20 protein-coding genes and 1 pseudogene are annotated in these 25,370 nt (G+C 66.4%); 11 read left to right on the top strand and 10 right to left on the bottom strand.

What is annotated here, in order from left to right:
- The 3 genes from EIP75_RS20305 to EIP75_RS20295 are packed head-to-tail and all read right to left on the bottom strand — an operon-like array spanning position 1 to position 3,466.
- Positions 1-678, bottom strand: a complete 678-nt coding sequence (locus EIP75_RS20305) for an HAD family hydrolase (RefSeq protein ID WP_125245020.1) — start codon at positions 676-678, stop codon at positions 1-3.
- A 4-nt stretch (positions 679-682) separates the two neighbouring features.
- A complete protein-coding gene (ubiG, locus tag EIP75_RS20300; RefSeq protein WP_125245019.1) occupies positions 683-1,396 on the bottom strand; it encodes a bifunctional 2-polyprenyl-6-hydroxyphenol methylase/3-demethylubiquinol 3-O-methyltransferase UbiG in 714 nt (237 codons plus the stop codon).
- Positions 1,397-1,441: 45 nt separating this feature from the next.
- Positions 1,442-3,466 (bottom strand): sigma-54-dependent Fis family transcriptional regulator, encoded by a 2,025-nt coding sequence (locus EIP75_RS20295; protein WP_125245018.1) that lies wholly within the window; start codon positions 3,464-3,466, stop codon positions 1,442-1,444.
- A gap of 282 nt (positions 3,467-3,748) precedes the next feature.
- Between EIP75_RS20295 and adh the strand changes: the two genes are divergently transcribed.
- Genes adh through EIP75_RS20280 form a run of 3 tightly spaced genes read left to right on the top strand, consistent with a single transcriptional unit; the run spans position 3,749 to position 6,111 of the window.
- Positions 3,749-5,269, top strand: coding sequence for an aldehyde dehydrogenase (gene adh, locus EIP75_RS20290; RefSeq protein WP_125245017.1), 1,521 nt, complete (start codon positions 3,749-3,751; stop codon positions 5,267-5,269).
- Between the two features lie 14 nt (positions 5,270-5,283).
- The gene (locus EIP75_RS20285) at positions 5,284-5,694 is read left to right on the top strand and encodes a DUF779 domain-containing protein (RefSeq protein WP_199758656.1); all 411 of its coding nucleotides are present in this window, start codon (positions 5,284-5,286) and stop codon (positions 5,692-5,694) included.
- Between the two features lie 54 nt (positions 5,695-5,748).
- Positions 5,749-6,111, top strand: coding sequence for an ArsC family reductase (locus EIP75_RS20280; RefSeq protein WP_125245016.1), 363 nt, complete (start codon positions 5,749-5,751; stop codon positions 6,109-6,111).
- A gap of 9 nt (positions 6,112-6,120) precedes the next feature.
- On the opposite strand, the gene EIP75_RS20275 is transcribed toward EIP75_RS20280, so the two are convergent.
- The 4 genes and pseudogenes from EIP75_RS20275 to EIP75_RS24980 form a co-directional block, all read right to left on the bottom strand.
- Complete coding sequence (locus tag EIP75_RS20275) at positions 6,121-7,263, bottom strand: DNA alkylation repair protein (RefSeq protein ID WP_125245015.1); 1,143 nt, start codon at positions 7,261-7,263, stop codon at positions 6,121-6,123.
- Between the two features lie 5 nt (positions 7,264-7,268).
- Positions 7,269-11,003 (bottom strand): DUF748 domain-containing protein, encoded by a 3,735-nt coding sequence (locus EIP75_RS20270; RefSeq protein WP_125245014.1) that lies wholly within the window; start codon positions 11,001-11,003, stop codon positions 7,269-7,271.
- 108 nt (positions 11,004-11,111) lie between these two features.
- On the bottom strand, positions 11,112-12,458 hold the full coding sequence (locus tag EIP75_RS24985) for an aconitase family protein (protein ID WP_338014948.1): 1,347 nt from the start codon (positions 12,456-12,458) through the stop codon (positions 11,112-11,114).
- A 2-nt stretch (positions 12,459-12,460) separates the two neighbouring features.
- Positions 12,461-14,008 (bottom strand): annotated as a pseudogene (locus tag EIP75_RS24980) (aconitate hydratase); the annotation flags it as partial.
- A gap of 327 nt (positions 14,009-14,335) precedes the next feature.
- Here EIP75_RS24980 and EIP75_RS20260 point away from each other — a divergent pair.
- Positions 14,336-15,016 (top strand): RluA family pseudouridine synthase, encoded by a 681-nt coding sequence (locus EIP75_RS20260; RefSeq protein ID WP_125245013.1) that lies wholly within the window; start codon positions 14,336-14,338, stop codon positions 15,014-15,016.
- Here EIP75_RS20260 and EIP75_RS20255 read toward each other — a convergent pair.
- Entirely contained in the window at positions 14,988-18,455 is a 3,468-nt protein-coding gene (locus EIP75_RS20255; RefSeq protein ID WP_158622921.1) for a response regulator, read from the bottom strand. The two genes, EIP75_RS20260 and EIP75_RS20255, sit on opposite strands and share 29 nt — an antisense overlap.
- 335 nt (positions 18,456-18,790) lie before the next feature.
- Between EIP75_RS20255 and EIP75_RS20250 the strand changes: the two genes are divergently transcribed.
- From EIP75_RS20250 to EIP75_RS20235, 4 genes are all read left to right on the top strand, one after another.
- Positions 18,791-19,057, top strand: coding sequence for a BON domain-containing protein (locus EIP75_RS20250; RefSeq protein WP_338014946.1), 267 nt, complete (start codon positions 18,791-18,793; stop codon positions 19,055-19,057).
- A gap of 64 nt (positions 19,058-19,121) precedes the next feature.
- A complete protein-coding gene (locus EIP75_RS20245; protein WP_158622920.1) occupies positions 19,122-19,421 on the top strand; it encodes an ElaB/YgaM/YqjD family protein in 300 nt (99 codons plus the stop codon).
- 54 nt (positions 19,422-19,475) lie between these two features.
- Entirely contained in the window at positions 19,476-19,640 is a 165-nt protein-coding gene (locus tag EIP75_RS20240; RefSeq protein WP_125245009.1) for a DUF1328 domain-containing protein, read from the top strand.
- 192 nt (positions 19,641-19,832) lie between these two features.
- Positions 19,833-21,287 (top strand): CHASE3 domain-containing protein, encoded by a 1,455-nt coding sequence (locus EIP75_RS20235; RefSeq protein WP_158622919.1) that lies wholly within the window; start codon positions 19,833-19,835, stop codon positions 21,285-21,287.
- A gap of 47 nt (positions 21,288-21,334) precedes the next feature.
- On the opposite strand, the gene EIP75_RS20230 is transcribed toward EIP75_RS20235, so the two are convergent.
- A complete protein-coding gene (locus EIP75_RS20230) occupies positions 21,335-21,724 on the bottom strand; it encodes a response regulator (protein ID WP_158622918.1) in 390 nt (129 codons plus the stop codon).
- 216 nt (positions 21,725-21,940) lie between these two features.
- Complete coding sequence (locus EIP75_RS20225; protein ID WP_233584958.1) at positions 21,941-22,558, bottom strand: response regulator; 618 nt, start codon at positions 22,556-22,558, stop codon at positions 21,941-21,943.
- Between the two features lie 326 nt (positions 22,559-22,884).
- On the opposite strand from EIP75_RS20225, the gene EIP75_RS20220 reads away from it, so the two are divergent.
- From EIP75_RS20220 to EIP75_RS20210, 3 genes are all read left to right on the top strand, one after another.
- Complete coding sequence (locus EIP75_RS20220; RefSeq protein ID WP_125245005.1) at positions 22,885-23,634, top strand: OmpA family protein; 750 nt, start codon at positions 22,885-22,887, stop codon at positions 23,632-23,634.
- A 39-nt stretch (positions 23,635-23,673) separates the two neighbouring features.
- Positions 23,674-23,886, top strand: a complete 213-nt coding sequence (locus tag EIP75_RS20215; protein ID WP_125245004.1) for a YMGG-like glycine zipper-containing protein — start codon at positions 23,674-23,676, stop codon at positions 23,884-23,886.
- Positions 23,887-24,245: 359 nt separating this feature from the next.
- Complete coding sequence (locus EIP75_RS20210; protein ID WP_125245003.1) at positions 24,246-25,367, top strand: beta-ketoacyl-ACP synthase III; 1,122 nt, start codon at positions 24,246-24,248, stop codon at positions 25,365-25,367.
- Positions 25,368-25,370 lie beyond the last annotated feature (3 nt).

Here is a 25,370-nt window from a genome sequence, read left to right as displayed (position 1 = left end):
TCACAGCAGTGCGAGCAGATCCAGCGGCTTGGCGCTGATCACATCGGCGCCCCATTGCTCGATGCCCACGGCCTCGCCCAGGTAGCCCCAGGCGGCGGCCACGCTGGGCATGCCGGCGGCCTGGGCGGCCTGGATGTCGCGCAGGTCATCGCCCACGTACATCGCGGCCTGCGGCGGGATGCCCAGTTGTTCGCAGGCGGTCAGCAAGGGCAGGGGGTGGGGCTTGGGGTGCGCGGTGGTGTCGCCGCTGATGATCACGGCGGCGCGCTGCGTCAGGCCCAGGCCCTCCATCACGGGGATGGTGAAGCGGTGGACCTTGTTGGTGATCACGCCCCAGCGCAGGCCACGGCCTTCCAGTGCGGCCAGCAGCTCGGGCATGCCATCGAACAGGCGGGTGGTGTTGGCCAGGCCGGCGGCGTAAGCCTCCAGGAAGGCCAGGCGCAGCGGCTCGTACTCGTCGCTGCCGGGGTGGATGTCCAGGCCTGCGCCGATCAGGCCGCGCGCACCGGCCGATGCATGCGGGCGCAGGCGTTCGACGGGCAGCGGATCCAGGCCCCGCTGCAGGCGCAAGGTGTTGAGGGCGCCGGCCAGGTCACCGGCGGTGTCGGCCAAGGTGCCGTCCAGGTCGAACAGCACGGCCTGGGGCGGCTGCGCCCAGTGGATGGTGGAAGCGCTCATCGCGTCAAGCCGGCTTGCGGCAGGCCACCAGGTAGTTCACGCTGGTGTCGCCCGAGAGCCAGTAGCGCTGGGTGATGGGGTTGTACTCCATGCCCTTCATCTGCTGGGTCGACAGCCCCGCCTCGCGGCACCAGCGGGCCAGTTCGGCCGGCTGGATGAAGCGGGCGAACTCGTGCGTGCCCTTGGGCAGCAGCTTGAGGATGTACTCCGCACCCACGATGGCGAACAGGAAGCTCTTGGGGTTGCGGTTGATGGTCGAGAAGAACACCCAGCCGCCCGGCTTGACCATCTGCGTGCAGGCCCGCACGATGGACGACGGGTCGGGCACGTGTTCCAGCATCTCCATGCAGGTGACGACATCGAACTGCGCGGGCTGCTCGGCGGCCAGGGCCTCGGCGGCCACGGAGCGGTAGGCCAGGTTGGCCACGCCGCCTTCCATGGCGTGCAGCTGGGCCACCTTCAGGGGTTTGTCCGCCAGGTCGATGCCCAGCACGTCGGCGCCCTTGCGGGCCATGGATTCGGCCAGGATGCCGCCGCCGCAGCCCACATCCACCACGCGCTTGCCCTTGATGCTGGCCAACTGGTCGATCCAGTCCAGGCGCAGCGGGTTGATCTGGTGCAGGGGGCGGAATTCGCTTTCCGGGTCCCACCAGCGGTGGGCCAGCTCGCTGAATTTGGCCAGTTCCTGGGGGTCGACGTTGGTGGCGGTGGTGCTCATGGGTGCAATGCTACCAAGCCCCGGGCGGTCGATGCGCCGGGCAGGTCAAACCGCCTGGCCGGACTTGATCTGTTTGAGACGCCGGTACAGCGTGTTGCGGCTGATGCCCAGGCGCCGGGCGGCATCGGACATGTTGCCGCTGCTGGCGCGGATGGCCTGTTCGATGGCGCGGCTGGACAGGCGCTTGAGGTTGGTCTCACCGTCTGGCTGCGGCGTGTCGGCGGGCGCGCCGCCCGCGGCGTATCCGCTGAGCACCGTGACCAGTTCTGGCTCTTCGCGATAAGGCTTGGAGAACACGTCATCCCAGAGGTCTTCGCTGAAGTGCTCCCAGTCGAGCTCTTCATCGTGTGGGCCGAGCAGGGCGCAGGCGGTGCGCAGGGCCGCGTGCAACTGGCGCAGGTTGCCGGGCCAGGGATGCTGGCTCAGGGCCTGCACCACCTCGTCGGCCATGCTGGGGGCCTGGGCGCGTTTCATGTCGTGGGCCAGGCTGTGCAGCATGTCGTCGATCAGCTCGACCAGATCGCCCCGCTCGCGCAGCGGCGGCAGTTGCACGGTCAGGCCGTTGATGCGCCAGTACAGATCCTCGCGGAATTCATGGCGGGTGACGGCTTCCCGCAACTGGTGGTGGGTGGCGCACACCAGCACGAAATCCACCGGCACGGGCGTGCACCCGCCCACGGGCACCACTTCCCGGTCTTGAAGCACACGCAGCAGCCGGGCTTGCAGGGCCAGGGGCATGTCTCCGATCTCGTCCAGGAACAGGGTGCCGCCATCGGCCTGGCGGATGCGCCCTGGTGCGCCTTCGCGGCGAGCGCCGGTGAAGGCGCCGCCCACGTAGCCGAACAGTTCTGCCTCGATCAGGGTCTCGGGCAGGGCGGCGCAGTTCACGGCCACGAACGGGCCTGTCGAGCGCTCGCCATCGGCGTGCAGGGTGCGCGCAAACACCTCTTTGCCGGTGCCCGATTCGCCTTGCAGCAGCACCGCGATGCCCTGGGCCTGCACCTTCAGCGATCGCTGCATGGCCAGCAGGATGCGCGGGTCGTCGTGGGTGCCGCGCGGCCGGGGCGGGCGGGCCGCGAGGGTGGGCTGCGGCGCGGCGGGCGCGGGCCGGGCCTTGGTGGGGTTGGCGGTGGCCCACACGCGGCGGCGGCGCTCGGGCTCGTCGCGCACGAACAGGTTCTGGCCCTGCATGGTCACCACGCGGGTGGGGATGCCGGTGGCGGGCAGGCTCTGCAGGCGCATGGCATGGGGGCCGAGCACGCGGTCCAGCGTGGTGGCGCCGATCTGTGCGGAGGTCAGGCCCAGCCACTGCTGGGCGATGGCGTTGGCGCCCATGATCCAGCCGTCTTCGCTCAAGGCCACCAGCCCTTCGCCGACCGAGCCCAGGCCTTCGGCGTGGGGGTGCAGGCGCAGCAGCAGATCCTGTGGATGGCGGGCATGGAACAGCCGGTCCTCGATCATGCGGGCGGCCGAGCGCACCAGCGCGAAGGTGTGTGGGTGGTGGTTGCGCTGGTCGCCCGAGATGTCGAGCACGCCGCGCAGGCGGCCATCCGGGGCCATCACCGGCGCTGCCGCGCAGGTCAGGAAGCTGTTGCGCTCAAGGTAGTGCTCGGCACCCTGCACGACCACGGCCTTGCCCTCGGCCAGCGTGGTGCCGATGGCGTTGGTGCCGCGCTGTTCTTCCAGCCACAGGGCGCCGGGGCGCAAGGCCACGCGGTCGGCGCGCTCCAGGAAATCGGCGTCGCCCAGGTTGTGCAGCAGCAGGCCGCGCGCATCGGCCAGCAGCACCATGCTGCCGGAGTCGCGCATCTGGTCGTAGACGAACTCCATCACCGGGCGGGCATGCGCCAGCAGGTCGCTTTCCACGCTCAAGGCCTGGCGCAACTGGCTGGCATTGCTGACGGGCGTGGCGGCCAGGGCGTCGATGGGCGACAGGCCCGCCTGCTGGCTGCGCATCCAGGACCGCGCCAGATCGTCCCGCAGCAGCCCCGGCGGCACCTCGCCGCTTTCCAGCAGATGGCGGCGGGCTTCGACCAGGCGGTCGGCGGACGGTTGGGGCGTCAATTGCATGCAGGTGCCTCGGCAAATCGGACGCCAGTATGCGTCCGGCAAGGGGGTGTCACACCCGGGTTGCCCCTGTGTCAGAACGGGACAGCGTCATTATTTGACGCAGGACAGGCACAGCGTGATGAAAACCCTGCCAAGGCCATGATGTCCTCTGTGGCGGCCATGGAAAAAGGGACGCAAGACGGGACAAACCCCAGATGGCACACGCCCTGCGCTGTGAGGTGGGCAGGCCAGGCGGCATCGCCGGCCGCGATCACCCTCAAGGTTCACCACAGGAGACCTCACATGCGCTACGCCAACCCCGGATCCGACGGCTCGTTGATCACTTTCAAGAAGCGGTACGACAACTTCATCAATGGCCAGTGGGTGGCCCCGACCAAGGGCCAGTACTTCGACAATGTCACGCCGGTGACGGGGCAGGTGTTCTGCCAGGTGGCCCGCTCCACCGAGGAGGATGTGAACCTGGCGCTGGACGCCGCGCATGCCGCCGCCGATGCCTGGGGCCGCACGCCTGCCGCCCAGCGCGCCGGCCTGCTCAACAAGGTTGCCGATCGCCTGGAGGCCAACCTGGAGATGCTGGCGGTGGCCGAGACCTGGGACAACGGCAAGCCCGTGCGCGAGACGCTGGCGGCCGACATCCCGCTGGCGATCGACCATTTCCGCTACTTCGCGGCTTGCGTGCGCTCGCAGGAGGGCTCGCTGGGCGAGATCGACGGCGACACCGTGGCCTACCACTTCCACGAGCCGCTGGGTGTGGTCGGCCAGATCATCCCGTGGAACTTCCCCATCCTGATGGCCGCCTGGAAGCTGGCCCCGGCGTTGGCCGCCGGCAACTGCGTGGTGCTCAAACCCGCCGAGCAGACACCGGTGGGCATCCTGGTGCTGGCCGAGCTGATCGCCGACATCCTGCCGCCAGGCGTGCTCAACATCGTCAACGGTTTCGGCCTGGAGGCGGGCAAGCCGCTCGCATCGAGCAAGCGCATCGCCAAGATCGCCTTCACGGGCGAGACGACGACGGGCCGGCTGATCATGCAGTACGCCAGCCAGAACCTGATCCCGGTGACCCTGGAGCTGGGCGGCAAAAGCCCCAATATCTTCTTCGACGACGTGGCCGCGCAGGACGACGAGTTCTTCGACAAGGCGCTGGAGGGCTTCGCGCTGTTCGCGCTGAACCAGGGCGAGGTGTGCACCTGCCCGAGCCGCGCGCTGGTGCAGGAGTCGATCGCCGACAAGTTCATGGAGCGTGTGGTCAAGCGCGTGCAGGCCATCAAGCAGGGCCACCCGCTGGACACCGACACCATGATCGGCGCGCAGGCCTCCAGCGAGCAGGTCGAGAAAATCCTGTCCTACCTGGACATCGGCAGGCAGGAAGGCGCCATCTGCCTGACGGGCGGCGGCCGTGCCAGCCTGGCGGGCGAACTGGGCGATGGCTACTACATCCAGCCGACCATCTTCCAGGGCCACAACCGCATGCGCATCTTCCAGGAAGAGATCTTCGGGCCTGTGGTGTCCATGACCACCTTCAAGGACGAGGCCGAGGCCCTGAGCCTGGCCAACGACACCCTGTATGGCCTGGGCGCCGGCGTGTGGAGCCGCGACGGCAACCGCGCCTTCCGCATGGGCCGTGGCATCAAGGCCGGCCGCGTGTGGACCAACTGCTACCACCTGTACCCGGCGCACGCGGCCTTCGGCGGCTACAAGCAATCGGGCATCGGGCGTGAGAACCACAAGATGATGCTCGACCACTACCAGCAGACCAAGAACCTGCTGGTGAGCTACAGCCCGAACGCCATGGGTTTCTTCTGATGGAGGGCGTGGCCATGAACGAAGCGCCCCACGTGATGCCGCGGGTCGAGCGCGTGGTGGCCACGCCGGCCGCCCTGGCCTTGATCGAACGCCTGCGCGAGCAGCATGGCCCGCTGATGTTCCACCAGTCGGGGGGCTGCTGCGACGGCAGTGCTCCGATGTGTTTCCCGTGGGGCGAGGTGATGGTCGGCGCCTCCGATGTGAAGCTGGGCGAGATCGGCGGCGAGCCGTTCTACATCGGCAAGCCGCAGTTCGCATACTGGCAGCACACGCAGCTGATCATCGACGTGGTGCCGGGGCGCGGCGGCATGTTCTCGTTGGAGGGGCCGCACGGCGTGCGCTTCCTGACGCGTTCGCGCCTGTTCGCGGACGACGAGGGTGAGCGCCTGACGCCGATCGCATCGGGGGATGGCTCGCCGGTCTGATCGCCCGGTTACCATCGGCCGCGTCGATTGTCTTTGCGCGCTTGCTGGTACCCCATGTCTGCTTCCGACCTGATCCTCTACGGCATCCCCAACTGCGACACCGTCAAGAAGGCCCGTGCGTGGCTGGCCGGGCAGGGCGCGGCCGTCACCTTCCACGACTACAAGAAGCAGGGCGTACCGGCCGAGCGGCTGGACGACTGGATCCAGCAGGTCGGCTGGGAGAAGCTGGTCAACCGCCAGGGCACGACCTGGCGCAAGCTGGACGACGCCACCAAGGCCGGCGTGGTGGATGCCGCCAGCGCCAAGGCCTTGATGCTGGCACAGGCCAGCGTGATCAAGCGCCCGGTGATCGAGCGTGGCGGCCAGGTGTTGCTGGTCGGCTTCAACGAGGCCGAGGCGGCCAAGACCCTGGGCTGAGGAGAGGCCTCAGGCCGTGAGCTTGAAGCCGGCCTGCGCCACGGTCTGTCCGTTGATGCGCAGATCGATCTGGTGCTCGCCCGGGTGGTAGCGCCGCGTGGTCACGGGCCGCATCGAATGTGATTTCGCCAGCTGCAGCGTCTCGCCGGGTGCCAGGCTCACGCGCCAGCCTTTGAAGGTCTTGGCCGAGGCGCCGCCCTGGGCGCGGGCGTGGTGCACGGTGTAGTCGATCTCCAGAATCTGGGGGCTGGCGCTGGTGGAAGCCAGCGTGAGGCTGAGCGCCACCGATTCGCCGATGGCCACGCGCTTGGGCGAGACCTGCCAGCGCACGCTGCCGTCGAGCGCCGCACCCAGCCCCCACAGGCTCAGGGTGCGGCCATGGCCCTGCTTGATCAGCGTGCGGCTGGCGTGGCGCAGCAGGCGCTGGCGCGTCAGCGGCGCATCGGGCAGGTGGCACTCCAGCCAGTCGGCCAGGCGCTCGGGGTGGTCCTTGGCGATGTCGTTGAGGTGATTGGCCACGCTGCGGCGCACGTACTCGCTCGCGTCGTCCTGCAGCGCTTCCAGCAAGGGCAGGGTGGGTGTCGGGTCGAGCACCAGGGCCTTGAGGCGCAGGCCCCAGGGCAGGCGCGGGCGGCTGCCTTCGCTGACCAGTCGGCGCACATGCGCGCTGGGGTCGGTGGTCCAGCCGGCCAGGGTGCGCAGCGACAGCTCGGGGTGGGCCACGATGATGGGCCGGATGGCGAACTCGGCCGTGAAGCGCTGGGTGAGCGCGTGCAGTGCCTGCAGCGCGCGCTCAGGGTGCTCAAGCCCGCGCTGGGCGATGAACTCGCCCACGGGCCACAGCACCCACCCGGCCAGGCCGGTGTCGTCGGTGCGCAGCAAGCCGAGCTCCTTGTCCGGATCCTCCACATGGATGACGGGTTTGAAGCTGGCCTCCAGCACGTCGGCAGCGTGGTGGAAGTCATCCGGCATCGTGGCCAGCAGGGCCAGCCCCAGGTGCTGGGCACGGGCCTTGAACTCCAGGTCGTCCAGCCCGTCCAGTGCCAGGCGCTCGAAGCGGCGCTGGTCGAAGGCTGGCCACACGCGCCGCAGGTGCTGGCCGGCCTGGCGCACCACCTCGGCATTGATCAGGTTCTTGAAGGCTTCTGCCATGGTGTTCAGTGGATGGTGAACTGCACGCGCGCCGCGCTGTCCTTGTCATCGGCGGGCAGGCCTTCGCTGCCCAGCCTGGAGGCCGTGAGCAGCACGCGCTCGGGCGGCAGCTTGTCGGCCAGGTAGGCCTTGACGCGGTCGCCGCGCCGGTCTGCCAGCACCTTGAGGGCCGTGTCGTCGGCCGGGGCGCCGGCCTTGAGCAGGGCCTCCATCTCAGCGGGAGGCAGGGCCTTGGCCAGGCCGATCAGGTTGCGCGGCTTCTTGATGTCGGCGGCCTTGTAGGCAGCAGTGAGCCACTGGTCCCGTTCTTCAGGCGCGATGCGCACGTCGGGCAAGGGCTGGCCGGTGGATCTGGCCTTGGCGGCGCGCATCAGGTTGCGCACGTGGCGATCGCGCAGGCCTTCGGCGTCGATGGCCGCATCGGCACGGCCGGTGGCTTCCAGCTTCAGCGCCGGCTTGTCCTTGAGCTTGGCGGCCAGGGTGTCCAGCCGCTGGCGGGCCGTGTCGCTCAACTCGGCGCTGCCGGGGTCGAAGGGCACCGCGCCCAGTTCGTTCGAGGCGCCGCCCATCAGCAGCGAGAAGGGCGCGGTGATGGCCCTGGTCAGCAGGTTGGTGATCACCTTCCAGATGAGCCCACCCACCGAGAACTGCGGATCGTCGAGCGAGCCGGAGACGGGCAGGCTGATGTCGATCTCGCCGCGGCTGTTCTTGAGCAGCGAGATGGCCAGTTGCACAGGCAGCTTGGTGGCGTCGGGGCTGTCGACCTTGTCTCCGAAGGTGAGCTGGTCCAGGAAGATCTGGTTCTGTGCTTCGAGCTTGCCGTTGTCGACCTTGTAGTGCACCGTGAGCGACAGGGTGCCCTTATCGATGGCGTAGCCGGCATAGCGGCCCGCATAGGGGCTCAGGCGTGTCAGCTCGATGCCCTTGGCCGACCCCTGGATGTCGGTGTACAGGCGCGGGCCCAGCGGGTGCAACTGGCCGGTGATCTGCAGGGGGGCGCCATCGTCCACGGCGCCCGAGATCTTCACCTGCGCGGGCTCGGGCTTGCTCGATGCTACGGCCGAGACATCGCCTTCCACCTTGGTCAGGCGGGCCGAGTAATTAGGCTTGACGAAATTGTCGGTGAAATCGACACGGCCTTTGCTCAGGGTGATGTGCTGCCAGCGCAACTCTGGCGCAGGGCCGGTGGTGGATGGTGCCGAGGCTGCAGAGGACGGGGCTGCCGCAGTAGTGGCTTCTGTCTTGGGCGCGATCTTGCCGGTGGTCGTGCCGGTGCCGGGATCGACGGCCTGGGGCGTGCCTGGTGCCCCCTGGGGCGTGGTCAGGGACTTGGCCTCCTGCCCGGCGCCGCGGTCGGCGATGTCGGCCAGGTTGAGGCGCCCATTGGGATTGATGATGACGCGGCCGTAGAAGTCATTGAGCGCGATGCGGCCCAGGTCGGCCTTGAGGGCCTGGTCTTTCCACGCGATGTCCATGCCCTTGGCCGACAGCAGCTTCCAGCGCATGAAGTCGGCCTGGTTGACGCTGTCCTGCACACGCACATCGCCCAGGCTGACATGGCCCTGGTAGCGCGCGTCCAGCTTGTGCACATCGTTGTCCAGCGGCAGGTTCACGTTGAAGCTGCCATCCACGTTGGCCAGCGCCTGCGACAGCGCGATGTTGACGTGAGGTTCGATGTAGGGCTGTATGGCGCGCAGGTCCAGCTGCGTGATGCCCAGCTTGCCGCGCAGCGACAGGGGCTGGGGCCGCACCTCGCCCGTCAGGCGCACCTGGCCCTTGCCCTGGGCGCGTGTGTTCAGCGCGAAGCCCATGAAGCGCCCCAGGTCGCTGGAGGCCTGGCGCACCGTCAGATCGGCCTGGCTGAGCTGCACCTGCGAAGCGGGCTGAACGCTTTGGTCGGTCAGGGCCACGGCGCATTGGGTGCAGCGCAGTTCGGCCACCGACACTTGGGGCAGGGGAGCGTTGTTGGTGGTGGGCGCAGCAGTGGGTGTGGCGGCCTTGCCGTCGGGTGGCAGCAGCAGCCAGTGGCCCTGTGCATCGTGGGTGGCGCGCACGTCGAGCTTGTCCAGTGCCAGCGTCGACAGGGTCAGCGACTCCAGGGCCGATGCCTGGGCCGCTGATGGCAGGCGCAGGCGCGCTTGCAGGCCTTGGGCATCCAGCCCGGCCAGTGACACGCCATCCTTCGCGCCTTGAGCAGAGGCCTGCACTTTCAGGCCTTTCAAGCCGATATGGCCTTGCGTCAGGGCCAACGAGTCTTTGTCCAGCGCCACCTGGGTCTGGACGGCCAACGCTCCTTGCGTCAGCTGCACCGGCAGGGCCAGCAGCTTGTCGAGCGCTGCGAGCCAGGGCGCCGCCTGCAGGCCTGCGAGCTTGAGGTCCAAGGTGGCGCGCGGCGGTTGGGCCTGTACGCCGCCGTCGACAGACAGGGCCATGCCGTGAGGATCCGCTGCGTCCAGGTGCAGCTTGGCAGGGGTCCCATCAGCGCGAGAGTTCAGGCCATGGAGGCTGATGTGGATGGGTCCCAGTGTGGGAAGCGGCTCGGCGCCGGCCAGGTGGATGTCCAACGCCTTGGCGTTCACCTGCAGGCGATCGAGTTGCCAGCGCCAGGCCGCAGGCCCGGGGGCGGTGGCGGCGCGTGATGCGCTAAAGGCCGTGGTGTCAGGCTTGGCTGCAGCCGCCAGCGGTTTGGTGGTGCTGGTGGCCATCGACGCCGCGGGTTGCAACCCGATGCGCGCGCCATCCAGTGCCACGCTGCCCACCCGTGCCTGGCGCTCCAGCGGCAGGCTGTCGATGCCCGCCACCTTCAGCGATGTCCACTGGGCCTGCAAGCCCATGGCGGGCAACGCCAGTTGCAGGTCGTTCACGTCCACCCCGCCGGTGATGGCCACGCGCGGTATGGCCGGTGCCTTGCGCTCTTCGAAGACGATCTTGAGCGAGGCGGCCAGCCGGCCCGACGCCACATCGGCCTGGGCCTGCGGCGGCAGCAAGGGGCGCACGGCCGCGGCCCACTTGGGCAGGTCCACGTCGCGCCATTGGACATCGATCTCGGAATGCAGACCTTCCTTGAAGGGCAGGGTGCGGCCATCCACGCGCAACGGGCTGCCGTCCACGCGGGCTTCCAGCAGGGGTTGAACGTTCACGTCTTCATCGGCCGCCAGGCTGGAGATGAAGGGCACGCCGATGTTGATCGCCTCGATGCGGTGCGTCTGACCGAGCACGCGGTCACCGTATCGGACCAGGCCGTCGGTCACGCGGATGTTGTAGACCGCGAAGCGGGCTGGCTCCGTGTCGGCCGGCTCGGGTTTTTGATGCGCCGCCAGATGCTCCAGGATGGGCGTGAAGTTGAAGCGTTCAGCCTGCTGGCGCTCCACCCACAGCTCAGGCCGGGTGATGGTGACATGGCGTAGCACGGGCGCCAGCCGCCACAGCGAGCCCAGCGACAACTGGGCCTGGGCCTGCTGCACGGTCAGCAGCTCTGCGCCTTTGGCGCCCAGCGCGATGCTGCTTGCTGTGACCTCCAGTGTCCATGGTTGCACGCCCAGCTCCCCAATGCGCACCGGCGTGCCGAGCGCCTCGGTGGCGGCGGCCTCCACCTGGGGGCGCACCCAGCCGGGCAGCCACCAGCCCAGCACCGCGGTCCACAGCAAGGCCAGCACGGTCAGCAGGGCTGCCACCTTCAGCCAGAGGCTGCTTCGGGAAATCGGTCCGCCGTTGTCCGGGGCGTGTGCTTGGTCTTGCATGAAACGCGGTGAGGGTGGTGCCGTTCAGGGCCGAGGTGGCGGTTTTGCAGGCACCATGCAAAAGCCCCGCCTGAGGCGGGGCTTCATTGTGCAATGGCGCGAGCCGGATCAGGCCGCCAGCAACTGCCTCAGCACGAAAGGCAGGATGCCGCCGTGCTGGTAGTAGTCCACCTCGATCGGCGTGTCGATGCGCAGCTTGACGATCACGGTGTCCGTTTCACCAGAGGCCCGCTTGATGATCAACTTGGCATCGGCCTGCGGTGCAATGGCGTCGCCCAGCTCGATGCTGACCGATTCGTTGCCCGTGAGGTGCAGCGACTGCCAGCTGTCATCGCCCTTGAACTGCAGGGGCAGCACGCCCATGCCGACCAGGTTGGAGCGGTGGATGCGCTCGAAGCTGCGCGCCACCACGGCCTTGATGCCCAGCAGCTGCGTGCCCTTGGCGGCCCAGTCGCGGCTGGAGCCCGTGCCGTATTCCTCGCCGCCGAAGATCACCGTGGGCACGCCTGCCTCGATGTACTTCATCGCGGCGTCGTAGATGAACTGCTTCTCGCCCTTGTTGGGGCCGTCCAGCTGGAACAGCGTCAGCCCGCCTTCCTCACGCGATCCATCTTCACGCGGCGGGATCATCAGGTTCTTGATGCGCACGTTGGCGAAGGTGCCACGCATCATCACCTCGTGGTTGCCGCGGCGCGAGCCGTAGGAGTTGAAGTCGGCCTTGAGCACGCCATGCTCGATCAGGTACTTGCCCGCGGGCGAGGACTCCTTGATGGAGCCGGCCGGCGAGATGTGGTCGGTGGTGATCGAGTCGCCGAACAGGGCCATGATGCGCGCATCCTTCACGCCCAGCGCCGACACCTTGGGCTGCATCTCGAAGCCATCGAAGAAGGGCGGCTTGGCGATGTAGGTGCTCTTGGGCCAGTCGTACACCTGGCCCTTCACGCCCTTGATCTGCTCCCACAGCTTGCCGGGGTTCTTGGCGACGTTGTCGTAGTTCTCCTTGAACACCTTGGCGTTCATGGCGTACTTCATGAGCTTGTAGATCTCGTCCGAGCTGGGCCAGATGTCGCCCAGGTACACCGCCTTGCCCTTGTTCGGGCCCTTGGTGGAATAGCCCACCGGCTCGGTCATCAGGTCACGTGTGACGTTGCCCGCGATGGCGTAGGCCACCACCAGCGGCGGCGAGGCCAGGAAGTTGGCCTTCAGGTTGGGGTGGATGCGGGCCTCGAAGTTGCGGTTGCCCGACAGCACCGCGGCGCAGACCAGGTCATTGCGGTAGATGACCTCGTTGATCTCGGTGGTCAGGTCGCCGGCATTGCCGATGCAGGTGGTGCAGCCATAGGCCGCCACGTTGAAGCCCAGCTTCTCGAGGTAGGGCAGCAGGCCGGCCTTCTCCAGGTACTCGGTGACGACGCGCGAGCCAGGGGCCAGCGAGGTCTTGATGTGCGGCTGCACCGTCAGGCCCGCCTCGACGGCCTTCTNGAGGTCTTGATGTGCGGCTGCACCGTCAGGCCCGCCTCGACGGCCTTCTTGGCCAGCAGGCCGGCGGCCAGCAGCACGCCCGGGTTGGAGGTGTTGGTGCAGGAAGTGATGGCCGCGATCAGCACGTCCCCGTTGCCGATGGTGACGCCTGCGGCCACTGCGGGGGTGGTGGTGGGCGGCGTGGCCGCCGAGTGGGCCGAGGCCAGGGTGGGCTTGTTGCCCTCCATCTCGGCGACCTGGCGCGGCGCGCCGGGTGGTGTGGGCGGGGTGGCCGGCGGCGCCTCGCCACCGCCCAGCGCGAAGCGGTGCGTGAGCTTGTCGGCCGGCTGGTTGAAGCCGTTCTCGGCGGCGGGCCGGCTGTACAGGCTGATGAACTGGTTCTTGACATTGCCCAGCTCGATGCGGTCCTGCGGGCGCTTGGGGCCGGACAGGCTGGGAGCCACGGTGCCCAGGTCCAGCTTGACGATCTGGCTGTAGTCGATCTCGCCGGCCTGGGGCACGCCGAACAGCTTCTGCGCCCGGAAGTAGCCTTCGAAGGCCTCGATCTCGGCCTTGGTGCGCCCCGTGCCCTTGAAGTAGTCGATGGTCTTGTCGTCGACCGGGAAGAAGCCGATCGTGGCGCCGTACTCGGGTGCCATGTTGCCGATGGTGGCGCGGTCGGGCAGGGCCAGGCTGGCCGTGCCTTCGCCGAAGAACTCGACGAACTTGCCCACCACCTTGTGCTGGCGCAGGATCTCGGTGACCGTGAGCACCAGGTCGGTGGCCGTCACGCCCTCGCGCAGGCGGCCCGTGAGCTCGAAGCCCACCACGTCCGGCGTCAGGAAGTAAACCGGCTGGCCCAGCATGCCGGCCTCGGCCTCGATGCCGCCCACGCCCCAGCCCACCACACCGATGCCGTTGATCATTGTTGTGTGGCTGTCGGTGCCCACCAGGGTGTCCGGGTAGGCGATGCCATCCTTGGTCTTGTGCACGCCGCGGGCCAGGTACTCCAGGTTCACCTGGTGCACGATGCCGAAGCCCGGGGGCACCACACCGAAGGTGTCGAAGGCCTGCATGCCCCACTTCATGAACTGGTAGCGCTCGTTGTTGCGCTGGAACTCCAGCTTCATGTTCAGGTCGAGCGACTTCTTGGTGCCGTAGTGGTCGATCATCACAGAGTGGTCGACCACCAGGTCCACCGGCACCAGTGGTTCGATGGTCTTGGCGTTCTTGCCCAGGGTGTCGGCCACGTTGCGCATGGCGGCCAGGTCGGCCAGCAAGGGCACGCCGGTGAAGTCCTGCAGCACCACACGGGCCACGACGAACGGGATCTCGTCCTTGCGTTCGGCCGTGGGCTGCCAGTTGGCCAGTTGGGCCACATGCTCGGGGGTCACCTTCTGGCCATCGCAGTTGCGCAGCACCGATTCCAGCACGATGCGGATCGACACCGGCAGGCGGTTGATGCTGGGATAGGTCTTGGCGAGTTCAGGCAGCGAGAAATACTTGAGCGGTGCGCCGGCGCCCGCCTTGAAGGACTTGACCGTGCCGGCGAAGGCATGGCCTGGTGCCTTGGCCGGCTTGTCCGCTTTGGCGGCTGACTTTTTATTGGCAGGAGGCTGAGCTGCGGTCTTCTTGGGGCTCGGGGACGCTTTGGAGGCTGAGGCCATCGGGTTCACTCCATGGATGGGGACGGTGCGACAACATGACGCCGGGCAGGGTGCCCGGCAGGCCTTAATCTTCTACCCTTGCTCGTTGCGAGACAAGCACCCCTGTCGAACACCCCTTCTTGAACCAATGATGGTGTAGGCCATCTGGCCGATGAGTGTGGCCTGATCACAACCCATTCAGCCTCTTCACACGCACCAGAACCGATGACCACGCAAGATCCGCAGGGCCACCAGTTGGCGGATTACCAGCCACCGCCCGACACCGGTCTGGCCCTGTTGTACGAGGATGAGCACCTGCTGGCCTTGGACAAGCCCTCCGGCCTGCTCAGCGTGCCAGGCCGGGGCGAGCGCATGGCCGATTGCCTGGCCGCCCGGGTGCAGGCCCGTTTTCCGGACGCGATGGTGGTGCACCGCCTGGACATGGACACCTCCGGCCTGGTGCTGATGGCCCGTGGCCCGCTGGTGCAGCGCCTGCTCAGCCAGCAGTTCATGGCGCGTCAGGTGGACAAGCGCTACGAGGCGATGGTCCACGGCGTGCTGGCCCAGGAGGAAGGCGAGATCGACCTGCCCTTGATCACCGATTGGCCGCGCCGGCCGCGTCAGAAGGTCGATGCCGAAATCGGCAAGCCCTCATTGACCCGGTTCAGGCTTTTGCAACCCCTGGCCAACAGCAGCCGGGTGTCGCTGGAGCCGGTCACCGGCCGCTCTCACCAGTTGCGTGTGCACCTGATGGCGCTGGGCCACCCGATCATCGGAGATGATCTGTATGGCCCTCCGGGTGATCGCGCCCGCGCCGGGCGCCTGATGCTGCACGCCTGCGATGTGGCGCTGGCCCACCCGGTCAGTGGCCAGGCCCTCAAGCTGGTCTGCCCGTGCCCATTCTGACCGAGGCATCGCGCTGCAAGGCCTTGGCGGCGGCCACCCATTTGCCGATGACCTGGTACATCTGATCGATGTCCAGCGGCTTGGTGATGTGGTCGTTCATGCCGCTGCCCAGTGCGTGCTCGCGATCGCTGGCCAGTGCGCTGGCGGTCATCGCGATGATGGGCAGGTGCTGCCACTGGGATTGCTGGCGGATCTTGCGGGTGGCGGTGTAGCCGTCCATCACGGGCATCTGGCAATCCATCAGCACGCAGTCGAAAGGCTTGTTGCGGGCCAGCGCCGTGAGGGCCAGCGCGCCGTTGTCCGCGCACACGACCGTGGCCCCTGCCAGTTGAAGCAGCTCGCGCGCGATTTCCTGGTTGAGCGGCTGATCCTCCACCAGCAGGATGTGGGTGCCTGCCAGAGGCTTGGGATGGGCTTCCTGCGCTGGCTTGGTGCTCTGCGGTGGGGCCTCGGCGGGCGTCGACAGGGGGCGCACGGTGAGGGTTTTGCGCAGGCAGTCGGCCAGCGCGGCGGGGGTGATGGGCTTGGTCAGCACGTCGGCCAGACGAACGTTGCGGGCCGCATCGATGGCGTCATCCCGGTTGAAGGCCGTTACCAGCAGGATGCAGGGCTGGGTGCCGGGGAAGCGTTGCTTCACCTGGGCCTGCACCTCGTGTGCGCACTGGATGCCGTCCATGCCGGGCATCTTCCAGTCCAGCATGATCCAGTCGTAGGGGCGGCTGGCGCGTTCCAGGGCGGCCAGCGCTTCGGGCCCCGTGCCCACCAGGTCCACCACCAGTCCCATGCCGGCGAGCATCTTGCTCAGCACCTCGCGGGCGTCGGGGTTGTCATCGGCCAGCAGGATGCGTTTGCCGTGCCAGTTGTCCTGCACCTGGATGGCATGGGCAGGTCCCGATGGCAGGCTGATGCTGAACACGAAGTGGAAGGTGCAGCCCCGGCCGAGGGCGCCTTCCACCCAGAGCCGGCCCGACATGCGTTCGAGCAACTGATGGCAGATGGTGAGGCCCAGCCCTGCGCCGCCCACCGGCGGCAGGTCGGGGGGCGGCGAGGGGTTGAAGGATTGCATCAGCCGCACCTGCTGCTCGGCCGTCATGCCTTCCCCGGTGTCGCGCACCCAGCCGTGCAACTCCACCTCGTAGCCGTGGCGGCTGCGCACTTCCAGGCCCAGCGTCACGCTTCCCTCGCTGGTGTGCTTGATGGCATTGGCGCCCAGGTGCAGCAGGATCTGGCGCACGCGGACCGGGTCGCCCAGCAGGTGCGTGGGCAGATCCATGGGCGCGGTGAACAGCAGCTCGATGCCCTTTTGTTCTGCCTGCAGCCCGAGCACGTTGCTCAGCTGGTCGATCAGACCCTGCACCGGGAACTCGATGCATTCGAGCTCCAGTTGGCCGGCCTCGATGCGCGACAGGTCCAGGATGTCGTTGACGATCTGCAACATGCTCTTGGCCGCCTGATGGGCCTTGGCCACATAGCTGCGGTGCTTTTCGGGCTGGGTGTCCTCCAGGGCCAGGTGCGTCATGCCCATGATGGTGTTCATGGGGGTGCGGATCTCGTGGCTCATGTTGGCCAGGAAGGCGGTCTTGGCCCGGTCGGTGGATTGGGCGGCCTCCTGCGCCTTGTGCAGGGCTTCTTCGGTCTGGCGCAGCGCGGTGATGTCCTGCAGGATGCCGAGCACCAGGCCCGGGGTCTCGTGGTCCAGCGACACCACGGCGGCAGCCACCTGGAAGCGTGTGCCGTCCAGGCGCATGTGGTGCCACTCGGTGTGCAGCGGCTCACCCGCGGTTGCGCGCACCTTGTCGATGATGGCCAGCGCTTCGTTCTCGCTGTGCTTGCCCACGGCCTGCTGGGGCGGCGTCAGCGGTGGCTTCCAGGGCAGGCGGCCGCGTAATTGCTCGAAGGAATGCGCGGCAAACATCTCGAGGGTCGCGGCATTGCAGCGCAGGATGCCCTGCTCTCGGTGGCACAGCATCACCGCCACCGGAACCTGTTCGAACAAGCCCTCGAAGCGCTGCTCGGCCTGCCGCAAGGCGGTGCGGTCGACCCAGTATCCATCGTAAATCTGCTCGCCCTTGAGTGAAGGGCGCAGCGTGCTGCCGATGCCGATCCAGCGCTGGTGATCGGGGCCGGGCAGCGTGAACTCGGTGGCCTGGGTGGGCGGCAGCGTCTGGCCGGGTGCCACACGGGACCACAGCCATTGCGGGTCGTCGAGCAGCGTTTCGAGCTCGATGCCGAAAAGCTCCTGGACCCCTGGGCCGACGAACGAGAAGCGGCCTTGCCCGTCACGGCCCACGCGATAGCGGAACACGGTCAATGGCAGGCCCTCGGTCGATTCCAGCGCGTCCTGGTGAGCCAACTCCAAAATGCCCTCGCGCTCCAGCCGGCGCCACATCATCCACAGAAGCATGTAGCCGGCCAGCAGTGCCGCCAGCCCTCCGGCGACACTGGATGCATGGATGGATCCAGTGCGGTTCAGGGGGGCCAGCACCCAGGCCGTGTAGGGGTGGCGCGGCAGAGGGTGGGGCAGGGCGACATGGTCGTGCCCATCGATGCGCAGCATCCGCAGCGACCTCTCTGCCAAGGGCAAGGTGTCCATGGCCCAGTCCAGTCGTTTCGGGATCTGCCTGTACAGCGCCGTCAGTTCGACTTCGCGTCCGTTGGGGTACGGCTGCATGGGGATCTGCCGCAACTGGTACTCAGGCCGGTTGCCCGCCACGACCACGCCATTGCCGTCCGTCAGCATCACCACGCGCCGGGCGGCATCCGTGAAGATGCGCGACAAGGTGCTCATGTCCGTCTTGAGCACCAGCGCGCCCAGCGCCGTGTCCCCATCGGCCACCTTGGCGGCAAAGTTGAAGCCCGGCTGCTGGCTGACACTGCCCATCACGAACTGGAAGCCGCGCCCCTGGTCCATGGCATCGACCACGTACTGGCGGCCGCCGAAGTTGGCCCCGATGGTGGTGTGCTGGCGATCGGCATGGCCGCTGTCTGCCAGCACGTTGCCGCGGCTGTCCATCACGAAGGCCTGGCGGATCTGGAAGTCCTTGACCAGCTCGGCCAGTTGCTGGCTCATGGCCACCACCTCCGGCTGGGTCAGCAGTGTGTCGCGTTGACTGGCGCGGGTGCTGGCGGGGAGATCTTGTGCAGGCGCTGCCTGGGCCGAACTGCCGTGTCGGTGGAAGAAGCTCAGCAGGCCCGGCTGCTCTGCCAGCACCTGGGCCAGCGCCGCAATCTGCAGGAAATTGATTTCGACGCTGTCGCGAAGCATGTCCACCCGCATTTGCGCGTCGATCACGACCTCCGTGAGGTACTGACTCATGCGCTGCCGGTCGACCAGCCAGGTGGTCCCCAACACCGCCACGGTCCATCCTGCGGCCAGGCTCCACAGCAGGCGTTGCCGCCTGGAGAGGGCTGGGGCGATGGACTCGGCGTCTTTATGCATCGCTGACACACGCCCCGTTGAGGGCGCCGGTGAGCGCATGACTACCGGCCATGCACGGACAACGTTCCAGGGCGGCGGACATCTGAAATGTCAGCATTGACTGACAGCGGGATCAGCAAGTCCTGTCCCTGCTCATCAGGCCGGGCTGACAGCCTCCGGACGCCAACATTCTTACATTGGAATCACCAAAGGGGTCATGTAGACAAAGGCCAGGCGTCAACCTGACAACAAATGCATGACCGATATCTTGACATTGACTGGAGCCCAGTATGAAGCGATCTAGCCTCTTGATTACCCCGCTGTTTGTGTCTCTGACGGCCCTGGCGGGCGGTTCCATGGTCTTGATGACCGGTTGCGCCAGCTCTTCCAAGCAAGCCAGCTTCGGGGAAACGGTGGACGACAGCGTCATCACCACCAAGGTGAAGGCTGCTTTCGTGGAAGACAAGACTGTGAGCGCGCTGAACATCTCTGTCGAGACGTTCAAGGGCACGGTGCAGCTCAGCGGCTTCGCCAACACAGCCGAGGAATCTGCCAAGGCCGTGAACCTGGCCCGCAACGTCAAGGGCGTCAAGGCCGTCAAGAACGACATCCGCCTGAAGTAAAGGCCAACAACGGTTGATCTCCCGAGGATCAACCGGCCCGCAACCTATGCACAGGAGAAACACCATGAGCAAGTCCCCTCAAATCGCCGCCAAGGAACTCGACAAGATCCTGGTCGAAGCCCGCACGCTGCTGAACACCGCCGGTGACGACGCTGCCGATCAGGCCAGCGCAGTGACCGCCCGCCTGAAGAATGCCCTGCACCAGGCTCAAGACCGGCTGAACGCCTTTGGCACCGACGTGAGCGACCGTGCCCGCAAGACGGCCAAGGTTACCGACGAGTATGTCCACGCCAATCCCTGGCAAGCCATTGGTGTCGGTGCTGCTGTCGGCATCGTCATCGGCGCGCTGGCCGCCCGCCGCTGATCCGGATCATTCCGGTGTCGGCGTCCTCAACCCTCTGAACGACAGGAGACCATCATGCTGCACTACGCCGCTGTCTTTTTGGTGATCGCGCTGATCGCCGCGGTCTTCGGTTTCGGTGGCATTGCTGCCGGCGCCGCTTCGATCGCCAAGGTATTGTTCTTCATCTTCCTGATTGGATTTGTCGTGTCGCTGGTGCTGGGCTTGTTCCGACGAGCCTGACGCTGACACGGACCACCCAGACCGGGTTGTTCGGTGCCCTTGTCTCCCCCTGCGGGGGCACCTTTTGGCCGATGGCAGTCATTGCCGTCGGCCTTTTTGCATGCCGCTGCAAGTTGGGCACAATCGGGGTCCATTGCCCGTGGTGCCGTTCCTGGTTCCAGCGGATACTCGTCTGTCCCAAGGGAGCCCTGTTTGTCTTCTTCCCCTTCTACCGTTCCAACCGATGCCCACCCCGTGGCATGGTACGAAGCCGTGCCGCCCCGGGTTCTGCTGGCCTTGGTGCTCACGGCGGTGGTGTCGGTGCTGGTGTTCGCAGTGTCGGAGCTGGCCTTCTCCGAGATCTCGATCAATCGCATCGAAGGGCGTCGCGCCATCGATTCCCAGGCCTATGTGCTGCGGGTGCGCGAGCAATTGCTGGCGGCCGAGTCCAGCCAGCGTGGCTACCTCATCACCCAGGAAGATCGCTACCTCGCCCCCTATGACAAGGCCATGGCGGCGGCACGCTCCGCGCAGTCGAGCCTGTTGTCCACCTTGGGAGACCAGTCGCCGCTGCGCAAAGACGCCGTCCAACTGGGCGCCCTGGTCGAGGAAAAGCTCGACGAGCTCAACGTGACGCTGCACATGGCACGTGACCGCCAGCCGGGCATGGCCCTGGCCACGCTGCACACGGATGTGGGCCTGACGCTGATGGAAAAGATCGCGCAGACCACCCGCAAGCTCGATGAAGAGCTGGGCAAGCAGACCAAGATCCGCACGGACAACCTGACCAGGCTGTTTCTGCAGCAGCGCTGGGGCGTGGGCCTGGTGGTGTTCCTAAACCTGGCCTTCCTCTCCATCCTCGGCACGATGATGGTCCGCAATTTTCATGACCGCGAGCAAAGCCGGCGGCGCCTCAAGGAGCATGCGCTTCAGCTCGAAACAGCCGTGACCGAACGCACCGAAGAGCTGTCGGCGCTGTCCACGTACCTGCAGAACAATGCCGAGCGCGAGCGCAGTTCTCTGGCACGTGACCTGCACGACGAGTTTGGGGCCATCTTGACTTCTGCCAAGTTGGACGTGGCCTGGTTGCAAGGCCACGCAGCCGCGGCCCCGCCACCGGTCCAGGAACGTTTGTCGCAGTTGTCCAACGCGCTGGACGAGGCTGTCAACCTCAAACGGCGCGTGATCGAGAACCTGCGCCCCTCGTTGTTGGATCACCTTGGGCTGGCAGCCGCCATCCAGTGGCATGTGCAGGAGGCGTGTGACCGTGCCGACATCGCCTGCGACGTGAGCATCCCTGAAGACATCCAGGTGCCCTCTCACGTGGCCATCGACCTGTTCAGGCTGGTACAGGAGTCGCTCAACAACACGGTCAAGTACGCCCAGGCGCGCTTGTTCGAAGTTGGCCTGACCCAAGAGAAGGGACACTATGTGCTGATCATGAAGGACGACGGTATCGGTATTGCCCAGTTCCAGGCGGATCACCTTACCCACGGCCTGGCTGGTATGCAGCACCGGGTTCGCGCGCTGCAAGGTCGTTTCAATGTTCAGACGGCGCCTGGGCAAGGTACCACCATCGAAGCAACCATCCCGGTGCCTTCTTCAGGTGGGGCGGCTGGCGTCAGCGAGGCGAGCGCCGCAAGTGCCGTGACATCGTCAGGCGCCTGAGCGCCATCATCACTCGTACCGCTCCTGCTATCCAGGGCGGGGCTGGCTCAGGGGAAGAAGGCCTGGTTCAGCAGGGCCGCCAATCGGGGCAATTCGCGGCTCTTGTCCAGGAAGTGATCTGCCCCCGCCTTGATGCAGGCTGCCTCCAGCACCGGCATGGTGTGGTTGGTCACCACGATGACCAGCGGGCCAGTCGGAGAAGCCCCGTACAGCTTGCGCACCGCGTGGATCAGGCCCAGGCCCGAACCCTGTCTCAAGTTCAGGTCCACCACCAACGCATCGGGCGGCTGTGACTGGCTGCGCTGAAAGGCCTCGTGCTCGGTGTCATCGATGCCGGTAACCTCGAAACGGCCCGGCTGCTCCACCAGTTGCCGCAGCAGTTGCTGCACCCTTGGAAGATCCTCGACGATCTGCACCTGAACGGCTCGATCGACCACCCTGCGAGGCTGGGCGCTCGTGCCGGTTTGTGAAGGGGCCCCTGGCGACTTCGTGGTCGTCGGAAGCGCCACAGCATGTGGCTGCAACAAATGCGATGGGGCTGACTGCAGGATCATGGCGTGCTGCAGGGACAAGGGCATGTCGAGGCGCGATGGCGGGGGGCGGCCATATTGAGTCGCAAAGAGGGGAAGCATTTGCTTCATGGCGGCTCTGGCTCAAGTGATCAGGTTGTTCTTGACGGCATATTGGGTCAGGTCAGCATTCGTCCTGAACCCCATCTTTTCCAGCAGCCGGCTGCGGTAAGTGCTGACCGTCTTGGAGCTCAGGCACAGATCGTCAGCAATCTCGGTCACGCTGCGACCCACCACCAGTTTGGAGAAGATCTGGAATTCGCGCTCGGACAGGCGCAAGTGAGGGGGTTGCTCGATGTCCTGCGTCAGGCCCAGGGCGAGCATTTCGCTCAGGCGGGGACTGATGTAGCGGCGCCCCGCGGCCACAGTGCGAACGGCGGACACCAACTGCTCCGCCGCCAGCTCCTTGCTGAGGAAGCCGCTGGCGCCCGCCTTGAGCACGTTCAGGCCGTACTGGTCTTCAGAATAAGCGCTCAGGATCAGGATCGACAGCTCTGGCTTGATTGCCTTGGCCTGCTTGAGCACATCCATGCCGGACAGGTCGGGCATGGACAAGTCGATCACCGCCACATGCAGATCCTGGCTGCGAACGGCCGCCAGCGCCTCGCGGCCCGTCTTGCCTTCGGCTTTGATCTCGATGTCGCTGTGTTGACTCAGGATGTAGCGAAAGCCCGCTCGCACGATGTCGTGATCGTCAAACAAGCCTAAATTAATGAGCACCAGGTTCTCCTCGGATGGGGTCTCGCGCGCATTCACTGCGCTGTGAAGTTACCTTAAGGGGCCAATGCCCACCTGTCGGTCATCTTTCGACGGGACGGCTGTGGGGTCATCCTGATCCCTTTGTAGGCGTCGGCCTACAGCCCCCAATTTAATCGAAAAACCCTCGCATCGGCTGGGTCTGACGGTTACATCAGCCGATGCCTACAAAACGAGCCGGGTAGCACCGACATGCAACGTGTCCGGAGGTTTCCACAATCCAACCCATATCAACAAGCGATCGAACAAAGCGATCCAGAAAGGACCTTTGCATGAAGCCCCAACATCTCTCCTGGTTGTCCGCCGCCGTGGCCCTCTGCGTCAGTGCATCCGTCCATGCACAGGCCACGCCGGACCAGCCGTTGAAGGTGGACCGTGCCGGCTCGGGCCCTGTGCCCTACCTGCTGGATTCGCAGGACGTCATCACACGCAACAACTTCGGCCAGTGCTGGCGTACAGGGTACTGGACCGTCGAGCTGGCTGCCAACACCAAGGTGGTGGGCAGCGAGTTCCCGGCCGGTTGCGCCTGTGATGGCGAGCTGATGCCAGCTGGCACCTGCACGCCCAAGGCCGCCCCGGTGGTTCAGCCGCCTCCGACGCCCGTGGCTCCGCCCCCCCCGGTGCCCACCTCGGAAAAGGTGACCATCCCGACCGACACGCTGTTCGCGTTCGACAAGTCGGTGCTGTCGGCTGAAGGCAAGGACAAGCTCAAGACCTACGCCGACCAACTCAAGACCCTGAACCTGGAAGCCGTGGTGGCCGTGGGTCACACAGACCGCATCGGCACTGAGAAGTACAACAAGACCCTGTCCGAGAAGCGCGCTGCTGCTGTCAAGTCCTACCTCGTCGAGGTGGGCGTGCCGGCCGAGCGCATCTTCACGGAAGGTCGCGGTGAAAGCCAGCCCACCACCGGCACCCAATGTGATGCCAAGGGCAAGGAAGGACCGCGCAACAAGGCTCTGATCGAGTGTCTGGCACCCGATCGTCGCGTGGACATCGAGGCCGTCGGCACCCGCCGCTGACCTGTCCATATCTGCATCCATCACCCCGAGGAGAACACCATGAAAGCACTGCAAACCCTGAAGATCGCTGGCATGGTGGCGCTGATCGCCAGCACCGCCGCCTGTTCCAACATGTCCCCCCGTGAGCGCAACACGGCCGCTGGCGCTGCCATCGGCGGTGTGGCTGGCTCCGTGCTGACAGGCGGAAGCGCCGCAGGTACGGTGGGCGGCGCTGCCGTCGGCGGCGTGGTGGGGAACCAGATCAAGAAGTAAATCGAGAGGGAACCTAGAAGATGAGGGAGTGGGGCGCTGCCTGGCAGCGCCCCTCCGACGAGACAAGCAATAACTAGATTACCCGGCGCGGTTTGCGCCTTTCCCGGGCCGGCTGAGGACGCAGTCGGCCTTTTTTTGTCCGTCGCAATGACATTGTTGTTTTCGGACATTTCCCAGCCACTCCGGGCGGGCCGACGCGTAAGGATTTAACATAGCGCCCTACATCCCGACGCGTCTTGTTGCAAAGACAGGCGGGAGCGAAATCCCCCCATCAACCGGCAGGCGGCCGGGATGCCCGGAAAATGTCTGCGCCGTACGTCGCCGCGGACCACCGGTACCGGCGCCGGCCAGGAAACGTCATGATCCCAGTCGTCATCAGCGGCACCGGTCTGTACCGGCCCGAGCACACCATCACCAACGCGGAACTCGTTGCGTCGTTCAACGCTTACGTCGAGCAGTACAACGCCCAGCACGCCGAGCAGATCGCTGCGGGCGAGTTGCAGGCCCTGGCGCCGTCCAGCGAAGAGTTCATCGAGAAGGCGTCGGGCATCAAGCAGCGCTACGTCATCGATAAAGAGGGCATCCTCGACCCCTCGCGCATGTACCCCCGCTTTCAGGAGCGCAGTGACGACCAACTGTCCCTGATGGCCGAAGTGGCCGCCGACGCGGCGCGCCAGGCCTTGGCCGCAGCAGGCAAGCAGGCGGCCGACATCGATGCCGTGATCTGCTCGTCCGCCAACATGCAGCGCGCGTACCCGGCCATGGCCATCGAGATCCAGCAGGCGCTGGGCGCTGGTGGTTTCGGCTTCGATATGAACGTGGCGTGTTCGTCTGCCACCTTCGGCATCGAGCAGGCCGTCAACGCCGTGCGCTCGGGCACCGCCCGCTGCGTGCTGATGGTGAACCCCGAGATCACCTCGGCCCACCAGGAATGGCGTGACCGCGATTGCCACTTCATCTTCGGCGACGTGTGCACGGCCGTGGTGATCGAGCGGGCCGACACGGCCACCTCCAGCGACCAGTGGGAAGTGCTGGGCACCAAGCTGGCCACGCAGTTCTCCAACAACATCCGCAACAACTTCGGCTTCATGAACCGCAGCGAGGACAGCGATCCGAACGCGCGGGACAAGACCTTCCGCCAGGAGGGCCGCAAGGTGTTCAAGGAAGTGGTGCCCATCGCCGCGGCCCACATCGAAGGCCACCTGCAGTCGCTGGGGCTTGAAAGCACCCAGGTCAGCCGCTACTGGCTGCACCAGGCCAACCAGGGCATGAACCAGTTCGTGATCAAGAAGCTGGTGGGTGCCGATGCCGGTGCTGAGATCGCGCCCCTGATCCTGGATGAATACGCCAACACCGCCTCGGCAGGTTCGGTCATCGCCTTCCATGAACACCACGCCGACCTCCAATCCGGCGACGTGGGCGTGATCTGCTCTTTCGGCGCCGGCTACTCCGTGGGCAGCGTGGTGGTGCGCAAGCGCTGATGG

The organism is Aquabacterium soli, assembly GCF_003933735.1.
GTDB lineage: Bacteria > Pseudomonadota > Gammaproteobacteria > Burkholderiales > Burkholderiaceae_C > Aquabacterium > Aquabacterium soli.
Note: the sequence above shows the minus strand (reverse complement) of the source record. Positions and strands in the feature narration are given on the sequence as shown.

Bases quoted from the DNA above. Each gene is read 5' to 3' on its own strand.
- EIP75_RS20305 (WP_125245020.1), bottom strand. From the start codon at position 678: ATGAGCGCTTCCACCATCCACTGGGCGCAGCCGCCCCAGGCCGTGCTG.
- EIP75_RS20245 (WP_158622920.1), top strand. From the start codon at position 19,122: ATGAGCAAGTCCCCTCAAATCGCCGCCAAGGAACTCGACAAGATCCTG.
- EIP75_RS20255 (WP_158622921.1), bottom strand. From the start codon at position 18,455: ATGCATAAAGACGCCGAGTCCATCGCCCCAGCCCTCTCCAGGCGGCAA.
- EIP75_RS20220 (WP_125245005.1), top strand. From the start codon at position 22,885: ATGAAGCCCCAACATCTCTCCTGGTTGTCCGCCGCCGTGGCCCTCTGC.
- EIP75_RS20250 (WP_338014946.1), top strand. From the start codon at position 18,791: ATGGTCTTGATGACCGGTTGCGCCAGCTCTTCCAAGCAAGCCAGCTTC.
- EIP75_RS20210 (WP_125245003.1), top strand. From the start codon at position 24,246: ATGATCCCAGTCGTCATCAGCGGCACCGGTCTGTACCGGCCCGAGCAC.
- EIP75_RS20270 (WP_125245014.1), bottom strand. From the start codon at position 11,003: ATGCAAGACCAAGCACACGCCCCGGACAACGGCGGACCGATTTCCCGA.
- EIP75_RS20285 (WP_199758656.1), top strand. From the start codon at position 5,284: ATGAACGAAGCGCCCCACGTGATGCCGCGGGTCGAGCGCGTGGTGGCC.
- adh (WP_125245017.1), top strand. From the start codon at position 3,749: ATGCGCTACGCCAACCCCGGATCCGACGGCTCGTTGATCACTTTCAAG.
- EIP75_RS20295 (WP_125245018.1), bottom strand. From the start codon at position 3,466: ATGCAATTGACGCCCCAACCGTCCGCCGACCGCCTGGTCGAAGCCCGC.
- EIP75_RS20280 (WP_125245016.1), top strand. From the start codon at position 5,749: ATGTCTGCTTCCGACCTGATCCTCTACGGCATCCCCAACTGCGACACC.
- EIP75_RS20260 (WP_125245013.1), top strand. From the start codon at position 14,336: ATGACCACGCAAGATCCGCAGGGCCACCAGTTGGCGGATTACCAGCCA.
- EIP75_RS20240 (WP_125245009.1), top strand. From the start codon at position 19,476: ATGCTGCACTACGCCGCTGTCTTTTTGGTGATCGCGCTGATCGCCGCG.
- ubiG (WP_125245019.1), bottom strand. From the start codon at position 1,396: ATGAGCACCACCGCCACCAACGTCGACCCCCAGGAACTGGCCAAATTC.
- EIP75_RS20215 (WP_125245004.1), top strand. From the start codon at position 23,674: ATGAAAGCACTGCAAACCCTGAAGATCGCTGGCATGGTGGCGCTGATC.
- EIP75_RS20275 (WP_125245015.1), bottom strand. From the start codon at position 7,263: ATGGCAGAAGCCTTCAAGAACCTGATCAATGCCGAGGTGGTGCGCCAG.